The sequence below is a fragment of the Herbidospora mongoliensis genome, assembly GCF_001570545.1.
GTDB lineage: Bacteria > Actinomycetota > Actinomycetes > Streptosporangiales > Streptosporangiaceae > Herbidospora > Herbidospora mongoliensis.
The window spans coordinates 262303-280858 of record NZ_BBXD01000018.1; the positions used below are offsets into that span (position 1 = coordinate 262303).

Consider the following 18556-nt stretch of genomic DNA (forward strand, 5'->3'; position numbering starts at 1 on the left):
TCTACCTCTCCCACTGTCCGAAGTGCGGTCCGTCCGGGTAGTCGACGACGAAGGCGTCCGGGCGGATCCAGTCGTGGTCGGTCGGGCCGCCCCAGGGCCGGGACATCTCGTAGGCGATCTCGCGGGCGATCTGGCCGTTACGCATCTCGAAGATGTGGATCAGGCGCATGCTGATGCGGTCGCCGACCTTGAAGCCCAGGTTCGGCATCTTGTCGCCGACGACCGACAGGTCGGCGATCTGGTCGTCGAAGACGTAGTCGCGGGTGGCGTAGCGGCGCAGCGACAGGGTGCGGTTGAAGTGGACGGTCTCGAAGATGCCCAGATAGCCCTTCTTGACCTCCTCGGCGTCGGTGTAGACCAGGCCGCGGTTGGGGGCCTCCCAGACGACGTCGTCGGTGTAGAGCGCGATGGCCTTGTCGATCGAGTCGGGGGTCTCGTTGTGGAAGTGCGCCTCGACCACTTTGAGGTTGAGCGCCGCGACCTCCTCATCGGTCATGCCCGAGATGTCGACGGGGCCTGCCGGGATGTCATCCGACATGGAGGTTCCTCTCTCTAAGAGCGATCGTGGTGGTCTTGCGGTGGGTGAAGGCGTCGATCGCGCCCTCGATGGAGAACTCGCGGCCGATGCCGCTGGCCTTGACGCCGCCGTAACTGAGGCCGGGGAGCTGGCCCAGACCCCGGTTGACCTGCACCCAGCCGGCGTCGAGGCGGGCGGCGGTGCGCAGGGCGGCGTCGATGTCGTGGCTCCAGACGTACCCGGCCAGGCCGTAGTCGGAGTCGTTGGCCATCGCGACGACTTCGTCCTCGGTGCGCCAGGGGATGGCGACCTGGACCGGGCCGAAGATCTCCTCGCGGGCGGCGGCCCAGTCGTGGCGAACGCCGGTGAGGACTGTGGGGGTGTAGAAGAAGCCCTGGTCAGAGCCGGTCCAGCGGCCTCCGCCGGTCAGCGCCTCCGCGCCCAGGTCCACAGCTTCCCGCACGTAGCGGTCGACCCGGCCGAACTGGCGTTCGTTGATGATCGACCCGATGTCGGTCCTCTCGTCGAGGGGGTCGCCGACGACCAGGCGGCCGGCCTTCTCCGCCACCCGGGCGAGGAAGGACTCGAAGATCGATTCGTGGACGAACAGGCGCGACCCCGCCGTGCACGACTGGCCCTGGCGGGGGAAGCGCATGCTCGCGATCACGCCGTCGGCGGTCACGTCGTCGTCGGCGTCCGGGAAGACGATCGACGGGCTCTTGCCACCGAGTTCCAGCGACACCGGCACCACCCGGTCGGCCGCGGCCGCCATCACCATCCGGCCGATCACGGTGGACCCGGTGAACGACAGCTTGGCGATGCGGGGTTCGGCCAGGAGCGCCGCCCCGGCCTCGCCGCCCAGGCCGGTGACGACGTTGAGCACGCCCGGCGGGAGATGCCGGTTGAAGATCGCGGCGACCGCGAGCACGGCCAGCGGGGCCTCCTCGGAGACCTTGATGACGACGGTGTTCCCGGTCGCCAGCGCCGCCGCCACCTTGACCGTCGACAGCTGGACCGGGGCGTTCCACGGGGTCATCGCGCCCACCACCCCGAGGGGTTCGCGGGTGGTGAAGTTGAGCAGGCCGTCCCCCAGCGGGACGGTCTCGCCCTTCAGCTCCGTCGCGGTGCCGCCGAAGTAACGCAGCAGGTCGATCGCGCTCCGCACCTCCGGCCGCGACTGCAGCCGGATCGCGTTGCCGGTCTCCCTCGCCAGCAGGACCGCGATCTCCTCACGGCAGGCGGCCAGGTCGTCGCCGACGCGGGTCAGCAGGCCGCCGCGTGCCGCCGGAGGGGTGCGGCGCCAGCCGTCGAAGGCCGCTGCCGCCGCCTCAGCCGCCGCCGCGACGTCGGCCCGGCCGGCGCGGGGGACCTCCGCGAGGAGCTCACCGGTGGCGGGCGCGTACACGGGAAGCCATCGCCCATCGGCGGCCTCGACGTCGAGGCCGCCGATCAGCATCCGGGTCCGGGTCACGACGAGACGGTCTGGCGCACGGGACGGCCCTGCGGGATGGCCAGGGCGATCAGGCCGCCCACGGCCGAGACACCGGCCCCGACCAGCAGCGCGGTGACGAAGCCGCTCTCCTGGTAGAGGTTGACGCCCGGTGCGAGCTCCATCGCCACGGCTCCCGCGAGCACGACGTAGGAGATCTGCTGCATCAGCCCCGACAGGATGCCGTCACCCGTGCCGACGATGCCGTTGGCGACCGCCCGCTGGTCCTCGGGAACCGCGAGCAGGATCAGGTTGGGCCGGGCCGCCAGCACCAGCAGGCCGGCCCCGCCCAGTCCGTAGCCGAGCACGTAGTGCCAGATCTCGGTGTGCAGGAACACGAGCAGGATGACGTGGGCCGTCACCAGCGTCGCGCCGATGAAGACGTGCGTGCGGAACCCGATCGACCTGGCGGTCAGGCCGACGAACACGCCGCCGACGATGACCAGGAGACCGGCCGGCGCGAACACCAGCGCGATGGCCGTCGAGGTCAGGCCCTGGCCGTAGCCGGGGGCGGCCTCGGCCGGGGTGGCGAGCATCTGCGGCACCACATAGCTGCCCATGGCCGTCGCCGAGGTGACGAGCCCACACGAGAGCATCGGCGCCCAGATCGGCCGGCGGGTCAGCAGCTTGATGTTGATGAGCGGTTCCTTGGCCGCCCTCTGCTGGCGGATCCACAGGGCCAGCACGATCAGGCCGCCGAAGAACAGGCCCAGCGTGCGGGCGTCGCCGTACCCCCAGCCCCTGGCCTGGGTGAGGGCCAGCTGCACCGAGAGCACACCGATCGCGAGCACGACGCCGCCGACGTAGTCGATGGAGCCCTTCGACCGCAGCGGCGACTCCGGCACGAGCATCGCGACGAGCACCAGCCCGATCACGGAGATGGCCGCCATCAGCACGAACACGGCCCGGGTGCTGCCGAAGGAGTCCACGATGACCGAGGCCAGCAGCGGCCCGGCGATGACGACCACGCCGATGCCGTTGGTCGCGATGGAGATGCCCAGCGACCGCCACCTCGGCGGGAAGGTGTCCCGCATCAGGGCGAACGTGAGCGGCGCGAACGCGATGGCGGCGCCCATGAACGCCCGCCCGATCAGCAGCACGACGAAGTCGGTGGCGAGGATGCCGATGACCGCGCCGATCGTGGCGATCACACCGGTGATCATCAGCGCGCGCTTCTTGCCGTAGATGTCGCCGGCCTTCGCCAGCAGCGGGGTGAGCACCGCCCCGGAGAGTGTGAAGACCGACAGGATCCACACGATCTGCGCCGTCTGGTACTCGCCCGCGAACTGGGGGAGGATCGGCGCGAAGACCGTGATGGACAGCGCCGACTGCTCGCTGAGCAGCACCAGCGACAGGACCACGGCGATCCAGAAGCCGCTCTTCCTGCCCTGCAGCTCGGCGATCCTGGCCTGCTGGACCGGGTCGACGGTGACCTGGTCGACCCGGGTCGACGGGTCGATGATCTCCTCGAGACCTTCGTCGTTGAGCCTCGGGGAACTGGTGGAATCCATCCTCGCTCCTCTCGCGAGTTCGAAATGCAGGGTTGTGCCGCGCCGGTGAGGAGCGGAGATGGTGACCTGACTGCGTTGCGACCCCCCGTGAACGCGACCATCCATCAATCCGGGACGGATCGGTTGTTTCCAGAACGAGAACTGTCGATCTCGACGGTTGCACCCGCCGGAACCCGCGCTTGTGAGTGCTGACGCCGACAATTCCGACAATGGACACCCGCGCTCCCCGCCCGCTGCTGCTGACCCTCGGGCTCGGCACGTTCACCGTCTCGATCGCGGCGACCACGGTCGTGCCGGTGCTGGCCGTCCTCCAGAGACAGTTCGGGGTGACCGCGGGGGACACCGCCTGGCTGGTCACCGCCTATTTCCTGGTCGCCTCGACGGCCACGCCGATCCTCGGGCGGCTGGGCGACATGCGGGGCAAACGCCCGGTGCTGATCGGCACGCTCGGGCTGTTCCTGGCCGGTTCGCTGCTCTGCGCGGTCGCGCCGAACCTGCCGCTGCAGATCGCCGGGCGGGCGCTCCAGGGCTTCGGCGGGGCGGTGTTCCCCCTCGCGTACGGCGTGGTGCGCGACGAGTTCCCCAGGGAGCGGGTGCCCAACGCGATCGGGTTCCTGGCCGCCACGCCCGCCGTGGGCGGCGCGCTCGGCCTGCCGCTGGGCGGGTTCATCGCCGAGCACGCGCCGGTCGCGATCATCTTCGTGGTGCAGAGCGCGCTGGCGGCCGGCGCTCTCGTCGCGGCCTGGCTGACGCTGCCCGCGCCGGGGGATCGCTCTCCCGGCCGGGTCGACGTGGTCGGCGCGGTGGTGTTCACCGCCGGGTTCGGGCTGCCGCTGCTGGCGGTCTCCCGGGGCGGCACCTGGGGCTGGGGCTCACCCGTCACCCTGAGTTGTCTCGTGGCGGGCGCGGCGCTGCTGGCCGGGTGGGCCTGGCTGGAACTGCGCACCACCGACCCGCTGGTCAACATCCACACCTTCGTGCGGCGTCCGGTGCTGCTCACCAACCTGACCACGGCCGTCGCGGGCTTCGGCCTGTTCGGGACCTTCTTCCTGCTGCCCCAGCTCGCCCAGATCCCGGTGAGTTCCGGATACGGCCTGGGCCTGGCCGCGTCCACGGCAGGCCTGCTGTTCGTGCCGAACGCCGTGGTGAACGCGGCCACCTCCGCGATGTCCGGTCAGGTCATCGGCCGGTGGGGGGCCCGCGCCCCGCTGCTGGTCGGCTGCGCCATCGCGGTGGTCGCGTTCGTGCTGCTCAGCGTGGCCCACGGCGGCGCGTGGCAGCTGGTGGCGTGGAGCTGCGTGCTGGCCGTCGGGGTCGGGCTGAGCTATCCGGCCATGCCCAACCTCATCCTCGACGCCGTCGCGAAACACGAGACCAGCGAGGCGAGCGGCGTCAACACGATCATGCGCAACGCGGGGGCCGCGGCGGGCAGCGCGGTGGCCGGCACCATCCTCGCGGCGCGGACCCCGGCGGGCGGGCTGCCGTCCGAGAGCGGCTTCTCCACCGCCTTCCTCGTCGCCGCCCTGTCCGGGGTCCTGGCCATCGCGATCGGGGTCTTCATCCCCCGCAAGCGGTGACTGGCGGGGTCGACAGCCCGCGCGCGATCCACCGGACGGTCGCGTCCACCCAGGGTTAACGTCCGGGCGAGCGGTTCTAGAGCGATCAAGAGGTCAACTGTCATGTCAGAGGTCATCAGTCAGCCGGCCGTCACCGCCGGCGAACTCGTCGCGCGCGCGGCGGCGATGCGGCCGCTGTTGCGCGAGCAGCAGGAGGACGCGGAGAAACGCGGCACCTACTCGCCCGAGGTGCACGAGCTGTTCACCCGGGCGGGCTTCTACTCGATCCTCGTGCCCCGCCGCTACGGCGGGCTCGAACTGGACCTGACGACCTACTACCGGGTCATGATCGAGGTGTCCCGGGGCGACCCGGGCACCGGCTGGTGCCTGACGCTGGGTTCCAGCCATTCCCTGGTGGCCGGGAGCTTCTTCGCCGAGGAGGCCCAGGCGGAGCTGTTCGCCGACGGCACGTTCTGCGCCCCGCACACCGGGGTCGGGCCGGGCATCCGGCTGCGGGAGGTGGAAGAGGGATACCGAGCGTCCGGGCGGCTGGAGTACGGCTCGGGCATCCCGTATTCGAACTGGGTGCTGGCCATGGGCCTGATCGACAGGGGCGCCGACCAGCCACCCGAGATGATCAACTTCGCGGTGCCGCGCGACCGGGTGACCGTGCTGCCCAACTGGGGCGGCGACCGCACACTCGGCATGCGCGCCAGCGGCTCCAACGGCTTCGTCCTGGACGAGGTGTTCCTGCCCGCCCGCCACGTCGTGGCCGGCACCTGGCACGAGGGCTGGGACCCGGCCGTCCCCACCCCCGGGGCGACCCTGCACGGCAACCCGATGTACCTGGGCCGCGCCCACGCGACCTACCACACCTCCATCGCGTCGGTGCAGGTCGGAGCCGCGAAGGCGGCCCTGGACGAGTTCGAGGAGCAGATGCTCTCGCGCCGCACCGTGGTGCCCTCACCCCTGTTCCGGTACGAGGACCCGGCCGCCCAGCGGATCCACGGCCAGGCGGCGGCCATGGTCGACTCCGCCGAGGCGGTCATCCACGCCGTCTGCGACCGCTACCACGAGCACGCCGAACGGTGGGCCGCCACCGGCGAGCCCTTCGACATGCCCAAAGCCATCGCCCTGTACGCGATGGCCCAGCAGGCCGGCGCCCTCGCGGCCGAGGCCGTGGAGATCATGTACCGGGGCGCGGGCACCTCCGCGTCGGTCCCCGCCAGCAGACTGGCCCGCTACTTCCGCGACACCGCCATGTACCGGGGCCACCAGTCGTCGCAACGGGAGAGCTACTGGTCGCGGATGAGCCTGGTCCGGCTCGGCCTGGCCGACGGCCTGTTCAGCCCGCCCAGGAAGCCTTCCGAGAAGGAGACCGCATCGTGAACAACCCCATGTCGGTATGGGTCTCCCAGGTCATGGGCCACCCCGTGGACGTGCCCTTCCCGACGTCCACCGAAGACCTGCTCCACGACCGTGGCCGGAACCGCTTCCTGCACCTCAACGTCGACCTGCCCGAGTCCGTCGACCTGCACGTCGGCGTGCAGGTCGGGGGAGCGACCGCCGAGATCTACGCGCCCCGAGGCGCCACGGGCCTGCCCGTCGTGCTGTTCAACCACGGCGGCGCCTGGTTCAAGGGCAGCGCCGAGGACGAACGCAAACTCGGCATGCAGATCGCCGAGAAGGGCCTGGTCGTGGTGAACCTCGACTACGCGCTCGCCCCGGAGCACCCCTTCCCCGCGGGCCTGGACGACGTCGTCCAGGCCGCGCACTGGATCGCCGCCAACGTCGCCCGTTACGGCGGCGAGCCCGGCCGTCTCGCGCTGGCCGGGGCTTCGGCCGGGGCCAACCTCGCGGCGGCGGCGGCCGGCGTGCTGTGCTCAGAACCCGGCCATCCGCAGGTCAGCGCGCTGGTGCTCTTGTACGGCATCTACGATCTAGGTCCCATCGCGGCCTTCCCCGGCCCGAACCCCGTCTTCGAGGCCTACCTGGGTGACGACTGGCGCGACAAGGTGGCCGACCCGAGGGTGAGCCCGCTGCAGGCCGCCCTGAAGGACTTCCCGCCCACCTATCTCTCCTGCGGCGCGCAGGACCAGGCGCTCGGCCTCACCCTGGCCATGACCGGGGCGCTGGCCTCGGCGGGCGCGGAGGTCACGGCCTCCGTCGTCGCCGGGGCCGACCACGTGTTCCTCAACATCCCCGGCGTGATCCCCGGCGCGGCTCCCGAGCTCGACCGGATCACCGCGTGGCTGCTGGCGCACTGACGGAAAGTCCGCCGAACGGCTCATCCGCGCCGGTGAGCCGCTTCGGCGCGCCCTGAGAAGACCCGACTGACGTAGTCGCTAGTTGTCGGCGAAAGCCGCTCCGGCCGCGCTGGCCTGGGTGGTTGTGTCACCCCATACAGGAACGTCGTGTGAGGAGCGAGATCGCAGTGACCACCAATGAGAACCCGGCCGGTCCGGTGACCCCGACGGCGCCGAACTCGCGCCGGCCGATGAAGGGCGACGAGTATCTGGAGAGCCTGCGGGACGGGCGGGAGGTGTGGCTCAACGGCGAGCGCGTCAAGGACGTCACGCTGCATCCCGCGTTCCGCAACTCCGCGCGCTCCATCGCCCGCCTGTACGACGCCCTGTGGGACGACGCCAACGCCGACGTGCTCCGGGTGCCGACCACGACCGGAAACGGCGGCTTCACCCACCCCTTCTTCCGCCCCGCCAGAAGCGTGGACGACATGATCGCCGACCAGAAGGCGATCGCCCACTGGGCCAGGATGATGCACGGTTTCATGGGCCGCACCCCCGACTACAAGGCCGGTCTGTACGGCGGCATGGAGATCAACGCCGACTTCTTCGCCCCCTTCGAGGACAACGCCCGCGCCTGGCACCGCCTGATGCAGGAACGCATCCCCTACGTCGCCCACGCGATCGTCAACCCGCCGGTCGACCGCAACCTGCCCGCCGACGAGGTCGGCGACGTGTTCGTCCACGTCGAGAACGAGACCGACAACGGCCTGGTGGTGTCCGGCGCGAAGGTGGTGGCCACCAACGTCCCGCTGACCAACTACTGCTTCGTCGGCTATGTCGGGGCCCCGCTGAAGAAGCGCGAGTTCGCGGTCGTCTTCACGGTGCCGATGGACGCCCCGGGCGTGAAGGTGATCGCGCGGGCCTCCTACGAGCAGGCCGCCGCCAGCCACGGCAGCCCGTTCGACTACCCGCTGGCCAGCCGCCTCGACGAGAACGACGCGATCTTCATCCTCGACCACGCCGTGATCCCGTGGGAGAACGTCCTGGTCTACGGCGACACCGAGAAGGCGGGCCAGTGGGCCGGCGGCAACTCCGGCCAGGCCAACCGCATCTGGTTCCACGGCGCGACCCGCCTCGCCGTCAAGATCGACCTCATCGCCGGGCTGATGATGAAGGCCATCAGGATCAACGGCACCGACAACTTCCGGGGCGTCCAGGCCCGGGTCGGCGAGATCATCGGCTGGCGCAACCTGTTCTGGGGCCTGTCGGACGCCATGGCCCGCAAGCCCAACCCCTGGCTCGACGGCCACGTGCTGCCCGACTTCCAGGCCTCCGTCGCCTACCGCATCTTCTCCTCCCAGGCGATGCCGCAGATCCGCAACCTGGTCGAAGCCTCCCTCGGCAGCGCGCTGATCTACCTCAACGGCCACGCCAAGGACTTCAAGACGCCCGAACTGCGCCCGCTGCTCGACCGCTACCTGCGCGGCTCCAACGGCAACGACGCGGAGACCCGGGTCAAGACGCTCAAGATGCTCTGGGAGATCGTCGGCAGCGAGTTCGCCGGCCGCAACGAGCTCTACGAGCGCAGCTACACCGGCAGCGAGGAGGACGCCCGCGTGCAGACGATCTGGATGGCCGAGGCGACCGGCCTGGGCGAGTCCCTCACCGGCTACGCCGAGTCGGCCATGGCCGAATACGACCTCGACGGCTGGAAGATCCCCAACTTCACCAATCCCGACGACGTCGCCCGCCTGTCCCGCGAGCTCTGATCAGGGGCCGGTCCGGCGGACGAGGCGCAAGGTGGCGGGCGCTCCCGGCAGGGAGCGCCCGACGAGCCACCCGGCCGGACCGGAGACCGCCTCCACCGGGACCGCCTCATCCCTGACCTGCAGAAATCCCGTGTACGACCCCGGCGCCGGCCGCACCTGGCAGGGGTCGGGCGTGAACACCGACGCGTCGAGCGTCCCGGCCAGCGCGAAGTCCCGGCCGAGCAGCGACGCGGCCCCCGGCAGGTCACCGGCCCGGACCAGGTCCCGGATCCACGAGGAGGAGATCGTGGTCCCGTCCCGGGAGATCGGCGGCACCACCCGGGTCTCGAAGGCGGGGCAGGCGGCCAGCCGCTCGGGCGTGCCCTGCGCGCGGTGGCCGAACCGGAAGCTCGCGCCGACGGAGACGCGCTCCGCGCCGAGCCGCTCCACCAGCCACCGGTCGATGAACTCGGCCGCCCCGATGGCGGCCACCTCCCGGGTGAAGTCCACCACGATCAGCTCGGCCATCCCCAGCGCGGCCACCGCGCGGGCGCGCTGGTCGAGCGTGGTGAGCAGGTGGCACGGATCGGCCCGCCCGAACAGCAGCGCGGGCGGCGGGTCGAACGTCACGACGCTGTCGGCCCCCCGGATCACCTCGGCGTGCCCGAGGTGGACGCCGTCGAAGACCCCGAGCGCGAGCCGCCGCGGCCGCCGCACCGCCTCCGCGAAGGGCACGATCGAGTGCCGCATGGTGTGAACGGTCATGGTGACCAATCAACAGCAGCCGCCACCGTGCCGTCAGGAGGTGGCCGTCACCGCTGGCGTCAGCGACAGTCCGGCCCGCGATGACGTGACTCGGCTCACGAAGTCAAATAGACAAATGTCAACGGATAGTGACAAAGTTCACGCCAAGTGGAGGGGATCCGTGAACAGCACAAAGGTGACGACCAGACCACCGGAGATCATGGGATGAACGCGATGACCGAGTCACTGTCGGATTCACTGTCGGATTCACTGTCGGGCGGTCCCCGCGCCCGTCTGGTCGCCAACGACTTCCGCCGCGTCATGGGCCAGTTCGCCAGCGGCGTGACGATCGTCTCCACCCGTGACGGAGGCCGCGACTTCGGCGCCACCGCCAGCGCGTTCACGTCGCTGTCGCTCGACCCGCCGATGGTGCTGGCCTGCCTGTTCCGCGGCGCGGCCACCGAGGAGGCGATCCGCCGCACCGGCCGGTTCGGCATCAGCATCCTGCGCGACGACCAGGGCGCGGTCGCCGAGTGCTTCGCCTCCCGCCATCCCAACCGCTTCGCGACTGTCGACTTCCGGTACGGCGAGATCGGTGTACCGCTGATCGAGAACGCCCTGGCCCACGTCGAGTGCCGGGTGTCGGAGGCGGTCAAGGGCGGCACCCACACCGTGTTCCTGGGAAGCGTGCACAGCGCGGTCCGCTACGACGGCAGGCCGCTGGCCTACTTCGCCGGGAACTTCGGCCACTTCCTGGTCGGCGACGACGCCGCCGTCTACGGCGCGATCCGGGCGATGATCCTGGTCGACGGCCTGCCGCCCGGCAGCCCCCTGTCGGTGCGCGACCTGGCCGAGACCCTGTCGGCCGAGCCGTCGGCGGTGCTCGCGGCGCTCAAGCGGCTCGGCGCCGAGAAGCGGGTCGCCCGCGACCCGGAGGGCGGCTACGTCGTGGGCGGCCTCGACCTGCGCACCGCCCTCGACATGATCTCCGCCTCCCGCACGATCGAGGTCGGCGTGGCCGAACTGACCGTCGGCTGGGTCGACGACTCCGACGTCGAGGGACTGGCCCGCCTGGTCGGCCGGCCCTGCCAGGCCTACCCCCGGCCGGCCGGCGGCCCGGACGCGGGCGACGGCCCCGACTTCCACGAACGCCTGGTCGCGCTGGCGGGCAACGCCCGGCTGCTCAACCACTACCGCGAGCTGTCCACGGTGGCGGCCGGCGCGGGCCCCGGCATCGAGGAGGCGCACGACGACGGCGACCACGCCGCCATCGTCGCCGGCTACCGGGAGGGGAACCTGGCGACGGTCATCTCCGCGATCGACCGGCACGCCCGCAGGCTGCGTGAGGCCTGGCAGCAATCTTCAGCCAGATAGTGGACCGGTCCCCGGCCCGGGATGTAGGACGGTGGCAGCTCGATGGGAGGATCAATGAGGATATTGGTAGTCGACGACCACGAAGTGGTGCGGAACGGTGTCGTCGCCTCGCTCTCCGCGATGACCCAGTTCCGTGTGGTCGGCGTGGCCGGAACGGGGGAGGACGCGATCGCCCTGGGCCGCCGCACCCACCCCGACGCGGCGATCGTCGACCTGCGGCTCCCCGACATGACCGGCCAGACCGTGTGCCGCAGACTCATCGAGGACTCCCCTGAGATCGCCGTCGTGATGCTGACCACCTATCTCAGCGACGACACCGTCCGCTCGGCGCAGGCGGCGGGCGCGGCGGCCTACGTCACCAAGGCCGCCGGCATCGCCCGTCTCAAGGAGACGCTGCTCCAGGTCGCCGCCGACCGGCGCATCCGCCTGGCCGACCAGAGCGCCTCCTCGATCGTGCACCGCCTCGACGGCGTGATGAACCGCCGTACCGAACACCAGGTCGTCACCCCCCACCAGCGCAGAGTCCTGGAGCTGGTCGCCGCCGGGCTGACCAACGGCCAGATCGGCGACCGGCTCTGCATCTCCGAGTCGACGGTCCGCTTCCACATCCAGAAGCTCAAGCGCACACTGGCGGTCTCCAGCCGCACCGCGCTGGTCGTGAAGGCGATGCAGGACGGGACGATCCCGCCGGCGCCCGAAGACGGAGAGATCGCGGCGCAGGCGGGCTAGATGGAACATGGCACCACCCCACCGGTAGCGACCGCACGCCTCGACTCAGAGGACCTGACCGTCCTGGCCGACCGGGCCAGGGACGCCCTGGGCTGCCGCGCCGTCCTGATCACCGGCCGCGACTCCGGCGGCAGGACCACCATCGTCGGCATGTCGGGCCTGACCCCCGACGACGTCCAGCGCGACTGGCCCGCGTTCCTGCGCGCCGACCGCGCCGACGACGACTGGCTGCCCCCGCACCCCGGGATGCCGCACGTCCACTCCCTGCCCGCCGTCCCGCTGAACGAGGGCGAGCAGATCCGCCGCCTGGCCCTGTTCGTGAGCGGCAAGCGGATGGGCGGCCTCCACCTGGTGTGCGCCACCGGCACGCCGCACGCCGAGACCCTGGCGGCGGATTTCGGTGGCCACGCCGCCATGGCCATGGCCAGCCGCCGCCTGCGCCGGGGCAGCGGCATGCAGGTCGAACGCCGCATCGCCCAGTCGGAGGCGATCCTGGACCTGGCGGCGGCGATCTCCTGGGTCGGCTTCGAGAACCTGGTCGGCCGGGTGGCGGCGGCGGTCCGCAACGTCATCGGCCTGGTCCGCGTCCGCGTCTACCTGTTCAACGAGGACTCGGGCCTGCTGGAACCCCTGCCGGAACCCGACGGCACGTTCCCGCCCGGAGCCGAACCGGTCGACCCCCACGACATGCGCCACCGGGTGGCCCGCGTCTTCGCGACCGGACGGGCCGACCTGACGAACGCCCCGGCGTCCTCGCTGCTCACCACGCCGATGTTCGTCTCGGGCCGGGCGACCGGCGTCCTGGAGATCGTCGACAAGCCGCGCGGCTTCACCATGACCGACCTGCACGACGCCCAGCTCCTGGCCCGCCCCATCGCGGTCTCCGTCGAGCTGACCGCCAACGTGCGCCGCCTGCGCGTCCGCAGCGAGATCGAGGCCGTCCTGTCCGACGCCGCCGCCGACATGCGCGACGGCGACGACTTCGCCGCCCAGCTCCCGGGGGTCCTGGCCGCGATGCGCAAGGCCATCGACGCCGACCTCGTCGCCTACACCCCCGAGTCGGCCCTCCGCCAGAACGCCTGGCGCGACGACCTCGACGAGACGTCCAGACGGCGCGTCTGCGCCCTGGCCGAGCACCCGGGAACACCGCGCGGTGTCCTGGTCACCCCGGTGACCATCGGCGACCAGCGGGTCGGCACCCTCGTCGCGGTCTGGCTGTCGGCCGGGACCGTCGGCCGTCCGGAACGCCGCGGCTTCGCCCGCCTGGCCCACGTGATCGCGCTGTCGATCGCCAGCGCCGCCTTCCTCCGCCAGCGCACGGCCCTGGCCCGTCTGGAGGAACGCCACCGCTTCGCCGGCCAGCTCCACGACGAGGTGGCCCAGTTCATGTTCGCCGCCCAGATCCAGCTCGACGAGGTCCTCGAACTCGACGAGATCCCCGACGAGGCCGTCGACCGCCTGGGCCTGGCCAGTTCCCTGCTGGCCAGAGGCGACGCCACGCTGCGCCGGGTCATCTCCGAACTCCCGCAGCAGTCCAGCCAGCTCCTGGCCAACCGCATCGAGGCGGTCCTGGAGGAGGTCCGCCGCGCCTTCCGCGCCGACATCCGCTCCACCGTCCGCACGGACGCCGTCGACTCCGTCGCCACCGCCGAGACCCAGGACCTGCTCGTGGCCGCGACCAGGGAACTGGTCGTCAACGCGGCCAAACACGCCGGCCCGTGCACGATCGAGGTCCTGCTCGACGCCCCGGAACCCGGCCTCATCCGCCTCCAGGTGACCGACGACGGCGTCGGGCTCGACGCGCGCGCCCATCGCGACTTCGGCTCGTCCGGCCACGGGCTCCCGTCACTGCGCCGCAACGTCGCCGAGGCGGGCGGCACACTGGACCTGTTCATGAGCGCCTCGTCCGGCACGACGGTGGCGCTCACCTTGGGTGCCGCGAGTTTTCCTTGAGGAAGGATCTTCCTCGGCCGGGGGCGGAACTGTCGGTGGTGACCTCTAGCATGACGCAGGTGACCGCCTACGACGACGCTGACGTGTACGAATACCTCGATTCCTCGGCTCTGTCGCCGCGGCAGCAGCGGATCCTCGTCACGATCCGAGACTGGGTGGTCAGGCACGGATACTCGCCGAGCACCCGGGAGATCGGTGACGCGGTCGGGCTGCGGTCGTCCTCGTCGGTGTCGAGGCACCTGAAGGTCCTGGAGGATCAGGGCTTCCTCCGCCGGGGCACGGCGATGACCAGGCCGATCGACGTGCGGGAGTTCCTGCGCGAGCCCGCGCCGCGGCCCGTCGCCGACATGGTGAGCGTGCCCATGGTCGGCGACATCGCGGCGGGCGTCCCCATCCCGGCCGAGCAATACATGGACGACTCGCTGACCCTGCCGCGCGACCTCACCGGCCGGGGGACCGTGTTCGGGCTGCGGGTGCGGGGCGACTCGATGGTCGACGCGGCGATCTGCGACGGTGACATCGTCGTGGTCCGGCAGCAGCCCGAGGCGCACTCGGGTCAGATCGTCGCCGCGATGATCGACGGTGAGGCGACCGTCAAGGTGTTCCGGCGGCGCGACGGGCACGTGTTCCTGGAGCCGCGCAACCCCGCCTTCGAGGTCATCGACGGCGACGACGCCGCGGTGCTGGGCATCGTGGTGTCGGTCCTGCGCAACCTCTGACGGTCACGGTTCCAGCAGGCGGCGGGGGCCCGGCCCCCGTTCCGCCAGGGTGTCTCCGGGGTTGACCAGCGCGCACTGCTCGAACGACAGGCAGCCGCAGCCGATGCACTCGGTGAAGCGGTCGCGCATGCGCTCCATCTTCTCAATGCGGGCGTCGATCTCCTCGCTCCAGCACGCCGACGCCCTGACCCAGAACTCCCGGGTGGGCGGGACACCCTCCGGCAGGAATCCCAGCACTCCGCCGATCACCGACAGCGGCATGCCGACGCTCTGCGAGGCGCGGATGAACGCCACCCGGCGCAGCGTGGTGCGGTGGTAGCGGCGCTGGTTGCCGGTCGTCCGGCGGCTGGCGATGAGCCCCTGCCGCTCGTAGAAGCGCAGCGCCGAGGCGGGCACCCCGCTGCGCTCGGACAGTTCGCCGATGGTCAGTTCCTTGGCGATCTTCGCGGGTTCCGGCATGGGACGACCCTAGCTTGACATGAACCTCGGTTGAGGTATGAGGCTGGGCACACGGCGCGACCAGCACCGGAACCCTGACACTCATGGAGGCTTCATCATGCCCGCGGAACCGATCCGGCTCGCAGTCATCGTCGGCAGCGTCCGGGAGGGCCGTTTCGGCCCGACCGTCGCCCGATGGTTCGCCGACCAGGCCCGCCCGCGCGAGGACCTGGACGTCGACGTCATCGACCTGGCCGAGGTCCACCTGCCGATGGTGATGCCGGCGTTCGGGACCGCGCCGGCCCCGGAGGCGGCGCGGGCGCTGGCGTCGCTGACCCCCCGGCTGGACGCGGCCGACGCGTTCGTCATCGTGACCCCGGAGTACAACCACAGCTTCCCGGCGGCCCTGAAGAACGTCATCGACTGGCACGGCCCGCAGTGGCACGTCAAACCCGTCGGCTTCGTCTCCTACGGCGGCCTGTCCGGCGGCCTGCGGGCGGTCGAGCACCTGCGCCTGGTCTTCGCCGAACTCCACGCGGTCGGCATCCGCGACACTGTCAGCTTCCACGGCGCCTGGCGCCAGTTCGACGGCGACGGCGTCCCGATCAGCCCCGAGGGCTGCAACGGCGCCGCCAAGACCATGCTCGACCAGCTCACCTGGTGGGCCAGGACCCTGCGCGAGGGCAGGACCGCCCGCCCCTACGCCGCCTGAGACGCGCCCTATTTCTGGGGGAGGCCGACGGCGTTGGCCGCGTCGGCCTCGAAGTACTCCGTCGTGGCGAAGGGGCCGACGTGGCCCTCGAAGAAGGTCCGCACGCCGTCGACCGAGTCGTGGACGATCACGTTCACCGCCTTGGTCCCGTCGGTGCTCGCCACCGCCATCGTCCAGGTGGCGCCCTTCGGAAGCCGGCCGTACGCCTGCTTCAGGGAATCCCAGAAAGCGTCGTTCTCGGAAATCGTGGAAACGGCCATCACGTGCATCGTGGCATCCTTCTCATCGGCTCTGGGATTCACCCGGCAATTGATGTGGAGATACTGCGCGGCGCCATTCTTGAAGTCGTAGATCGCGACGGTCTGAGGGTCTTCCAGCGGATCGTCCGAGGGCATCAGGAAATGGGTCTCGCTGATCGGGAGTAGTTCGTAGTCGAGCTGTTCCGGTTTGTCGAGGAGCTGCGCCTCCATGGGGTTCAGGGTGAATCGCAGGCGCAGTTTCCCGTGTTCGGCCGTCACGTCGTAGCGGGTGCCGGGGCGCTCGTAGGAGCCCTCGTACCTGGATAAATCGAGGGCCAGGGCCGGGTCGGGCGCCGGCAGGCCGGGGATCGTGGGCGCGCCGAGGTCGGTCAGGATCTCGTTGAACACCTCGCGGTAGAAGCTGTCGCGTGGACCGGCGTTGGCCAGCATCGCGACGGCGATGTTCGATTCCGGCAGGATCCGCAGGCGGGCGCTCTGGCTGATCGCGCTGCCGTCGTGGGCGTAGACGGTCTGGCCGTGCCAGTCGCCCACGATGAGGCCGAGCGCCCATTCCGCGCCGAACATGTACGGGTCGGGAATCGGGACCCGCGACCGCGTCATCTCGCGGATGATGCCGGGGGAGACGATCCTGGTCCCGTTGGGCGCCGTTCCCTCGTTGAGGAAGACGGACGCCATGGTGAGCAGGTCGCGGGCCGTCGTGTTGACGTTGCCCGCCGGGCCGAAGGAACGCGGCAGGTGATCCAGCGGGGAGAGGAAGGGGCCCTCTTCGAGGGATCGGATCAGGTAGCCGGTCGCGGCCCGATCCGGGTCGACGTGCTCGCGCCTGCTGGTCGTCGAGGTCAGCCCCAACGGGTCGAACAGGCGGTCCTTGACGATGTCGTCCCACCGCCTGCCGTCGATCACCTCCATGACGCGGGCGAGGATCGCGTAGCCGAGGGCCGTGCTGTAGCCGTGGGTGTGGCCCAAGGGGTGGACCTGGCGGGCGTCGGCGATGTTCGCCACCATGCGTTCGTAGACGTCGTCGCCCTCGCCCGGATCTCCGAAGTCCTCCTCGATGCCGCTGGTGTGGTTGAGGAGGTGGCGGGGCGTGACCCTGGCGCCGACGTTCGGGTCGGCGACCCGGAAATCGGGGAGGTAGGTCCGCACCGGCTCGTCCAAGGCGACCTTCCCTTCGTCCACCAACCGCATGAAGGCCAGGGCGGTCCAGGTCTTGGAGACGGAGCCGCACTGGTAGACGGTGCCGGGCATCGCGGGGTCCCGCGTGGCGATGTTCTTGACGCCGACGGCGAAGTCGGTGATCTCTCCGTCGTGGAGCACGCCGATCGCGGCGCTCGGGATCCGGTAGTCCGCGAGCAGCTCGGCGACGCGTGCTCGAATCCGGTTCACATCCATTCTCATCCTTTCGGGGCGAGTGAAGGCTACGTTGCGTTTCGCGTATCATCAACGATGAAAACCGGAAATACTGGGCTTTCTCGTCAATCGTTGCAACAACATTGGTGATGAATGCAATTGCAGGTTGACCGCCGTTGCGATGTGGTGCCGGTGAACGCACCCCGGGAAGGAGGGCGCGCCGATGCCCGGAGGCAGGCTGACCCATGAGAACCGCCGGCAGATCGCGGTCTGGCTGGACGAGGGGCTGGGATACGCCGAGATCGCCCGGCGGCTGGGCCGGCCCACGTCCACGATCAGCCGCGAGGTGGCGCGCAACAGCGTCCACGGCGGCTACCTGGCCGACCGTGCCCAGCAGACCGCCGGGCAGCGCGCCCGCCGCCGCAGACCGGTTCAGGCCACGGAGCCACCGGTAGACGGGGCCGTGCCAGGGTTCGTCGAGCGGTTCGCGACGCTGCTGGTCGCGACCGGCTTTCCGAGGATGCCCGCGCACGTGTTCGTCGGCCTGCTCACCGCCGAGTCCGGGAGCCTGACGTCCGCCGAACTGGTCCGGGCGCTACGGGTCAGTCCGGCGTCGGTGTCCAAGGCCATCGGCTACCTGGAGGCGACCGAGCTGGTCAGGCGCACCCAAGAGGGCCGCCGCGAGCGCTACGTGATCGACGACGACGTCTGGCTCCGCGCCTTCGAATCCGACACCGGGGCCCACGCCGAGGTCGCGGCGGCGGCGCGGGACGGGATCGAGATCTTCGGCGCCGGCACGCCCGCGGGCACCCGGCTGGGCCGGATGGCTCAGTTCTTCTCCTGGATCAGCGACCAGATGAAAGACAGCGGCCTCACCGACGCCGCCGCGCGCGACGCGCTGACGGTCGTGGCCGCGCTGGTGCACGCCGCCCGCCCCCTCACCGAGGGCGCCCTCGCCACGGCGCTGGACTGGCCGGCCCGGCGGGCGGCCGCCGCCCTCGACGCGATCGGCCGCCGCCCGATCCTCGCCGACCCGCTCGCCGTCGAGCGACTGGAGAACGGTGCCTACGCCGTCGCCCCGAGGCCCGACCGCCTCGGCGCCGCGCAGCGCGAAGCGCTCCGTCCCCCCTACTAAAGCGCAATGAATGTGCAGGTCCGGGGCCAGGTTAGGGGTTGTCGCCCATGGGCTCCATCTCTTTACGATGCCATG

Annotated in this window: 16 protein-coding genes; 10 read left to right on the plus strand and 6 right to left on the minus strand. The window is 70.8% G+C overall.

The window, feature by feature from the left end; genetic code table 11:
* Nucleotide 1: 1 nt before the first annotated feature.
* Genes AW272_RS27300 through AW272_RS27310 form a run of 3 tightly spaced genes read right to left on the minus strand, consistent with a single transcriptional unit; the run spans nt 2 to nt 3517 of the window.
* Nucleotides 2–538, minus strand: a complete 537-nt coding sequence (locus tag AW272_RS27300; protein WP_066370922.1) for a nuclear transport factor 2 family protein — start codon at nt 536–538, stop codon at nt 2–4.
* A complete protein-coding gene (locus AW272_RS27305; protein WP_218011089.1) occupies nt 528–1988 on the minus strand; it encodes an aldehyde dehydrogenase family protein in 1461 nt (486 codons plus the stop codon). The genes AW272_RS27300 and AW272_RS27305 overlap by 11 nt, the downstream gene beginning before the upstream one ends.
* Nucleotides 1985–3517, minus strand: coding sequence for an MFS transporter (locus tag AW272_RS27310; RefSeq protein WP_169807641.1), 1533 nt, complete (start codon nt 3515–3517; stop codon nt 1985–1987). The genes AW272_RS27305 and AW272_RS27310 overlap by 4 nt, the downstream gene beginning before the upstream one ends.
* Nucleotides 3518–3726: 209 nt before the next feature.
* Here AW272_RS27310 and AW272_RS27315 point away from each other — a divergent pair, with 209 nt between their 5' ends.
* From AW272_RS27315 to AW272_RS27330, 4 genes are all read left to right on the plus strand, one after another.
* On the plus strand, nt 3727–5094 hold the full coding sequence (locus AW272_RS27315; RefSeq protein ID WP_066370926.1) for an MFS transporter: 1368 nt from the start codon (nt 3727–3729) through the stop codon (nt 5092–5094).
* A 102-nt stretch (nt 5095–5196) separates the two neighbouring features.
* A complete protein-coding gene (locus tag AW272_RS27320) occupies nt 5197–6462 on the plus strand; it encodes an acyl-CoA dehydrogenase family protein (RefSeq protein WP_066370928.1) in 1266 nt (421 codons plus the stop codon).
* Nucleotides 6459–7340 carry an alpha/beta hydrolase gene (locus tag AW272_RS27325; RefSeq protein WP_066370930.1) on the plus strand — a complete coding sequence of 294 codons (882 nt, stop codon included), beginning with the start codon at nt 6459–6461 and terminating at the stop codon, nt 7338–7340. The genes AW272_RS27320 and AW272_RS27325 overlap by 4 nt, the downstream gene beginning before the upstream one ends.
* A 167-nt stretch (nt 7341–7507) precedes the next feature.
* Nucleotides 7508–9088 carry a 4-hydroxyphenylacetate 3-hydroxylase N-terminal domain-containing protein gene (locus tag AW272_RS27330; protein WP_245657743.1) on the plus strand — a complete coding sequence of 527 codons (1581 nt, stop codon included), beginning with the start codon at nt 7508–7510 and terminating at the stop codon, nt 9086–9088.
* Here AW272_RS27330 and AW272_RS27335 read toward each other — a convergent pair whose 3' ends face one another.
* Nucleotides 9089–9832 (minus strand): hypothetical protein, encoded by a 744-nt coding sequence (locus AW272_RS27335; RefSeq protein WP_157518815.1) that lies wholly within the window; start codon nt 9830–9832, stop codon nt 9089–9091. It lies immediately after the preceding gene.
* 213 nt (nt 9833–10045) lie between these two features.
* Here AW272_RS27335 and AW272_RS27340 point away from each other — a divergent pair, with 213 nt between their 5' ends.
* Genes AW272_RS27340 through lexA form a run of 4 tightly spaced genes read left to right on the plus strand, consistent with a single transcriptional unit; the run spans nt 10046 to nt 14586 of the window.
* Nucleotides 10046–11185 (plus strand): flavin reductase, encoded by a 1140-nt coding sequence (locus AW272_RS27340; RefSeq protein ID WP_157518816.1) that lies wholly within the window; start codon nt 10046–10048, stop codon nt 11183–11185.
* 54 nt (nt 11186–11239) lie between these two features.
* Nucleotides 11240–11914 carry a response regulator transcription factor gene (locus AW272_RS27345; protein ID WP_169807642.1) on the plus strand — a complete coding sequence of 225 codons (675 nt, stop codon included), beginning with the start codon at nt 11240–11242 and terminating at the stop codon, nt 11912–11914.
* Complete coding sequence (locus AW272_RS27350; RefSeq protein ID WP_066370939.1) at nt 11915–13867, plus strand: GAF domain-containing sensor histidine kinase; 1953 nt, start codon at nt 11915–11917, stop codon at nt 13865–13867.
* A 50-nt stretch (nt 13868–13917) separates the two neighbouring features.
* Nucleotides 13918–14586: a transcriptional repressor LexA gene (gene lexA / locus AW272_RS27355; protein ID WP_218011090.1), complete on the plus strand. Its 669-nt coding sequence runs from the start codon at nt 13918–13920 to the stop codon at nt 14584–14586.
* Nucleotides 14587–14589: 3 nt separating this feature from the next.
* On the opposite strand, the gene soxR is transcribed toward lexA, so the two are convergent.
* A complete protein-coding gene (soxR, locus tag AW272_RS27360) occupies nt 14590–15045 on the minus strand; it encodes a redox-sensitive transcriptional activator SoxR (RefSeq protein ID WP_066370941.1) in 456 nt (151 codons plus the stop codon).
* A 97-nt stretch (nt 15046–15142) separates the two neighbouring features.
* Here soxR and AW272_RS27365 point away from each other — a divergent pair, with 97 nt between their 5' ends.
* Complete coding sequence (locus AW272_RS27365) at nt 15143–15736, plus strand: NADPH-dependent FMN reductase (protein ID WP_066371153.1); 594 nt, start codon at nt 15143–15145, stop codon at nt 15734–15736.
* An 8-nt stretch (nt 15737–15744) separates the two neighbouring features.
* Here the strand turns inward: AW272_RS27365 and AW272_RS27370 are convergent, their stop codons facing one another.
* Nucleotides 15745–17388: a serine hydrolase gene (locus AW272_RS27370; RefSeq protein WP_066370947.1), complete on the minus strand. Its 1644-nt coding sequence runs from the start codon at nt 17386–17388 to the stop codon at nt 15745–15747.
* A gap of 181 nt (nt 17389–17569) precedes the next feature.
* Between AW272_RS27370 and AW272_RS27375 the strand changes: the two genes are divergently transcribed.
* Nucleotides 17570–18481 carry a helix-turn-helix domain-containing protein gene (locus tag AW272_RS27375; RefSeq protein ID WP_066370949.1) on the plus strand — a complete coding sequence of 304 codons (912 nt, stop codon included), beginning with the start codon at nt 17570–17572 and terminating at the stop codon, nt 18479–18481.
* Nucleotides 18482–18556 lie beyond the last annotated feature (75 nt).

Excerpts from the sequence above, each read along its gene's own strand:
- AW272_RS27300 (WP_066370922.1), bottom strand. The coding sequence starts at position 538 with ATGTCGGATGACATCCCGGCAGGCCCCGTCGACATCTCGGGCATGACC.
- AW272_RS27310 (WP_169807641.1), bottom strand. The coding sequence starts at position 3,517 with ATGGATTCCACCAGTTCCCCGAGGCTCAACGACGAAGGTCTCGAGGAG.
- AW272_RS27315 (WP_066370926.1), top strand. The coding sequence starts at position 3,727 with ATGGACACCCGCGCTCCCCGCCCGCTGCTGCTGACCCTCGGGCTCGGC.
- AW272_RS27320 (WP_066370928.1), top strand. The coding sequence starts at position 5,197 with ATGTCAGAGGTCATCAGTCAGCCGGCCGTCACCGCCGGCGAACTCGTC.
- AW272_RS27335 (WP_157518815.1), bottom strand. The coding sequence starts at position 9,832 with ATGACCGTTCACACCATGCGGCACTCGATCGTGCCCTTCGCGGAGGCG.
- AW272_RS27340 (WP_157518816.1), top strand. The coding sequence starts at position 10,046 with ATGACCGAGTCACTGTCGGATTCACTGTCGGATTCACTGTCGGGCGGT.
- AW272_RS27345 (WP_169807642.1), top strand. The coding sequence starts at position 11,240 with ATGAGGATATTGGTAGTCGACGACCACGAAGTGGTGCGGAACGGTGTC.
- AW272_RS27350 (WP_066370939.1), top strand. The coding sequence starts at position 11,915 with ATGGAACATGGCACCACCCCACCGGTAGCGACCGCACGCCTCGACTCA.
- lexA (WP_218011090.1), top strand. The coding sequence starts at position 13,918 with ATGACGCAGGTGACCGCCTACGACGACGCTGACGTGTACGAATACCTC.
- soxR (WP_066370941.1), bottom strand. The coding sequence starts at position 15,045 with ATGCCGGAACCCGCGAAGATCGCCAAGGAACTGACCATCGGCGAACTG.
- AW272_RS27365 (WP_066371153.1), top strand. The coding sequence starts at position 15,143 with ATGCCCGCGGAACCGATCCGGCTCGCAGTCATCGTCGGCAGCGTCCGG.
- AW272_RS27370 (WP_066370947.1), bottom strand. The coding sequence starts at position 17,388 with ATGGATGTGAACCGGATTCGAGCACGCGTCGCCGAGCTGCTCGCGGAC.
- AW272_RS27375 (WP_066370949.1), top strand. The coding sequence starts at position 17,570 with ATGCCCGGAGGCAGGCTGACCCATGAGAACCGCCGGCAGATCGCGGTC.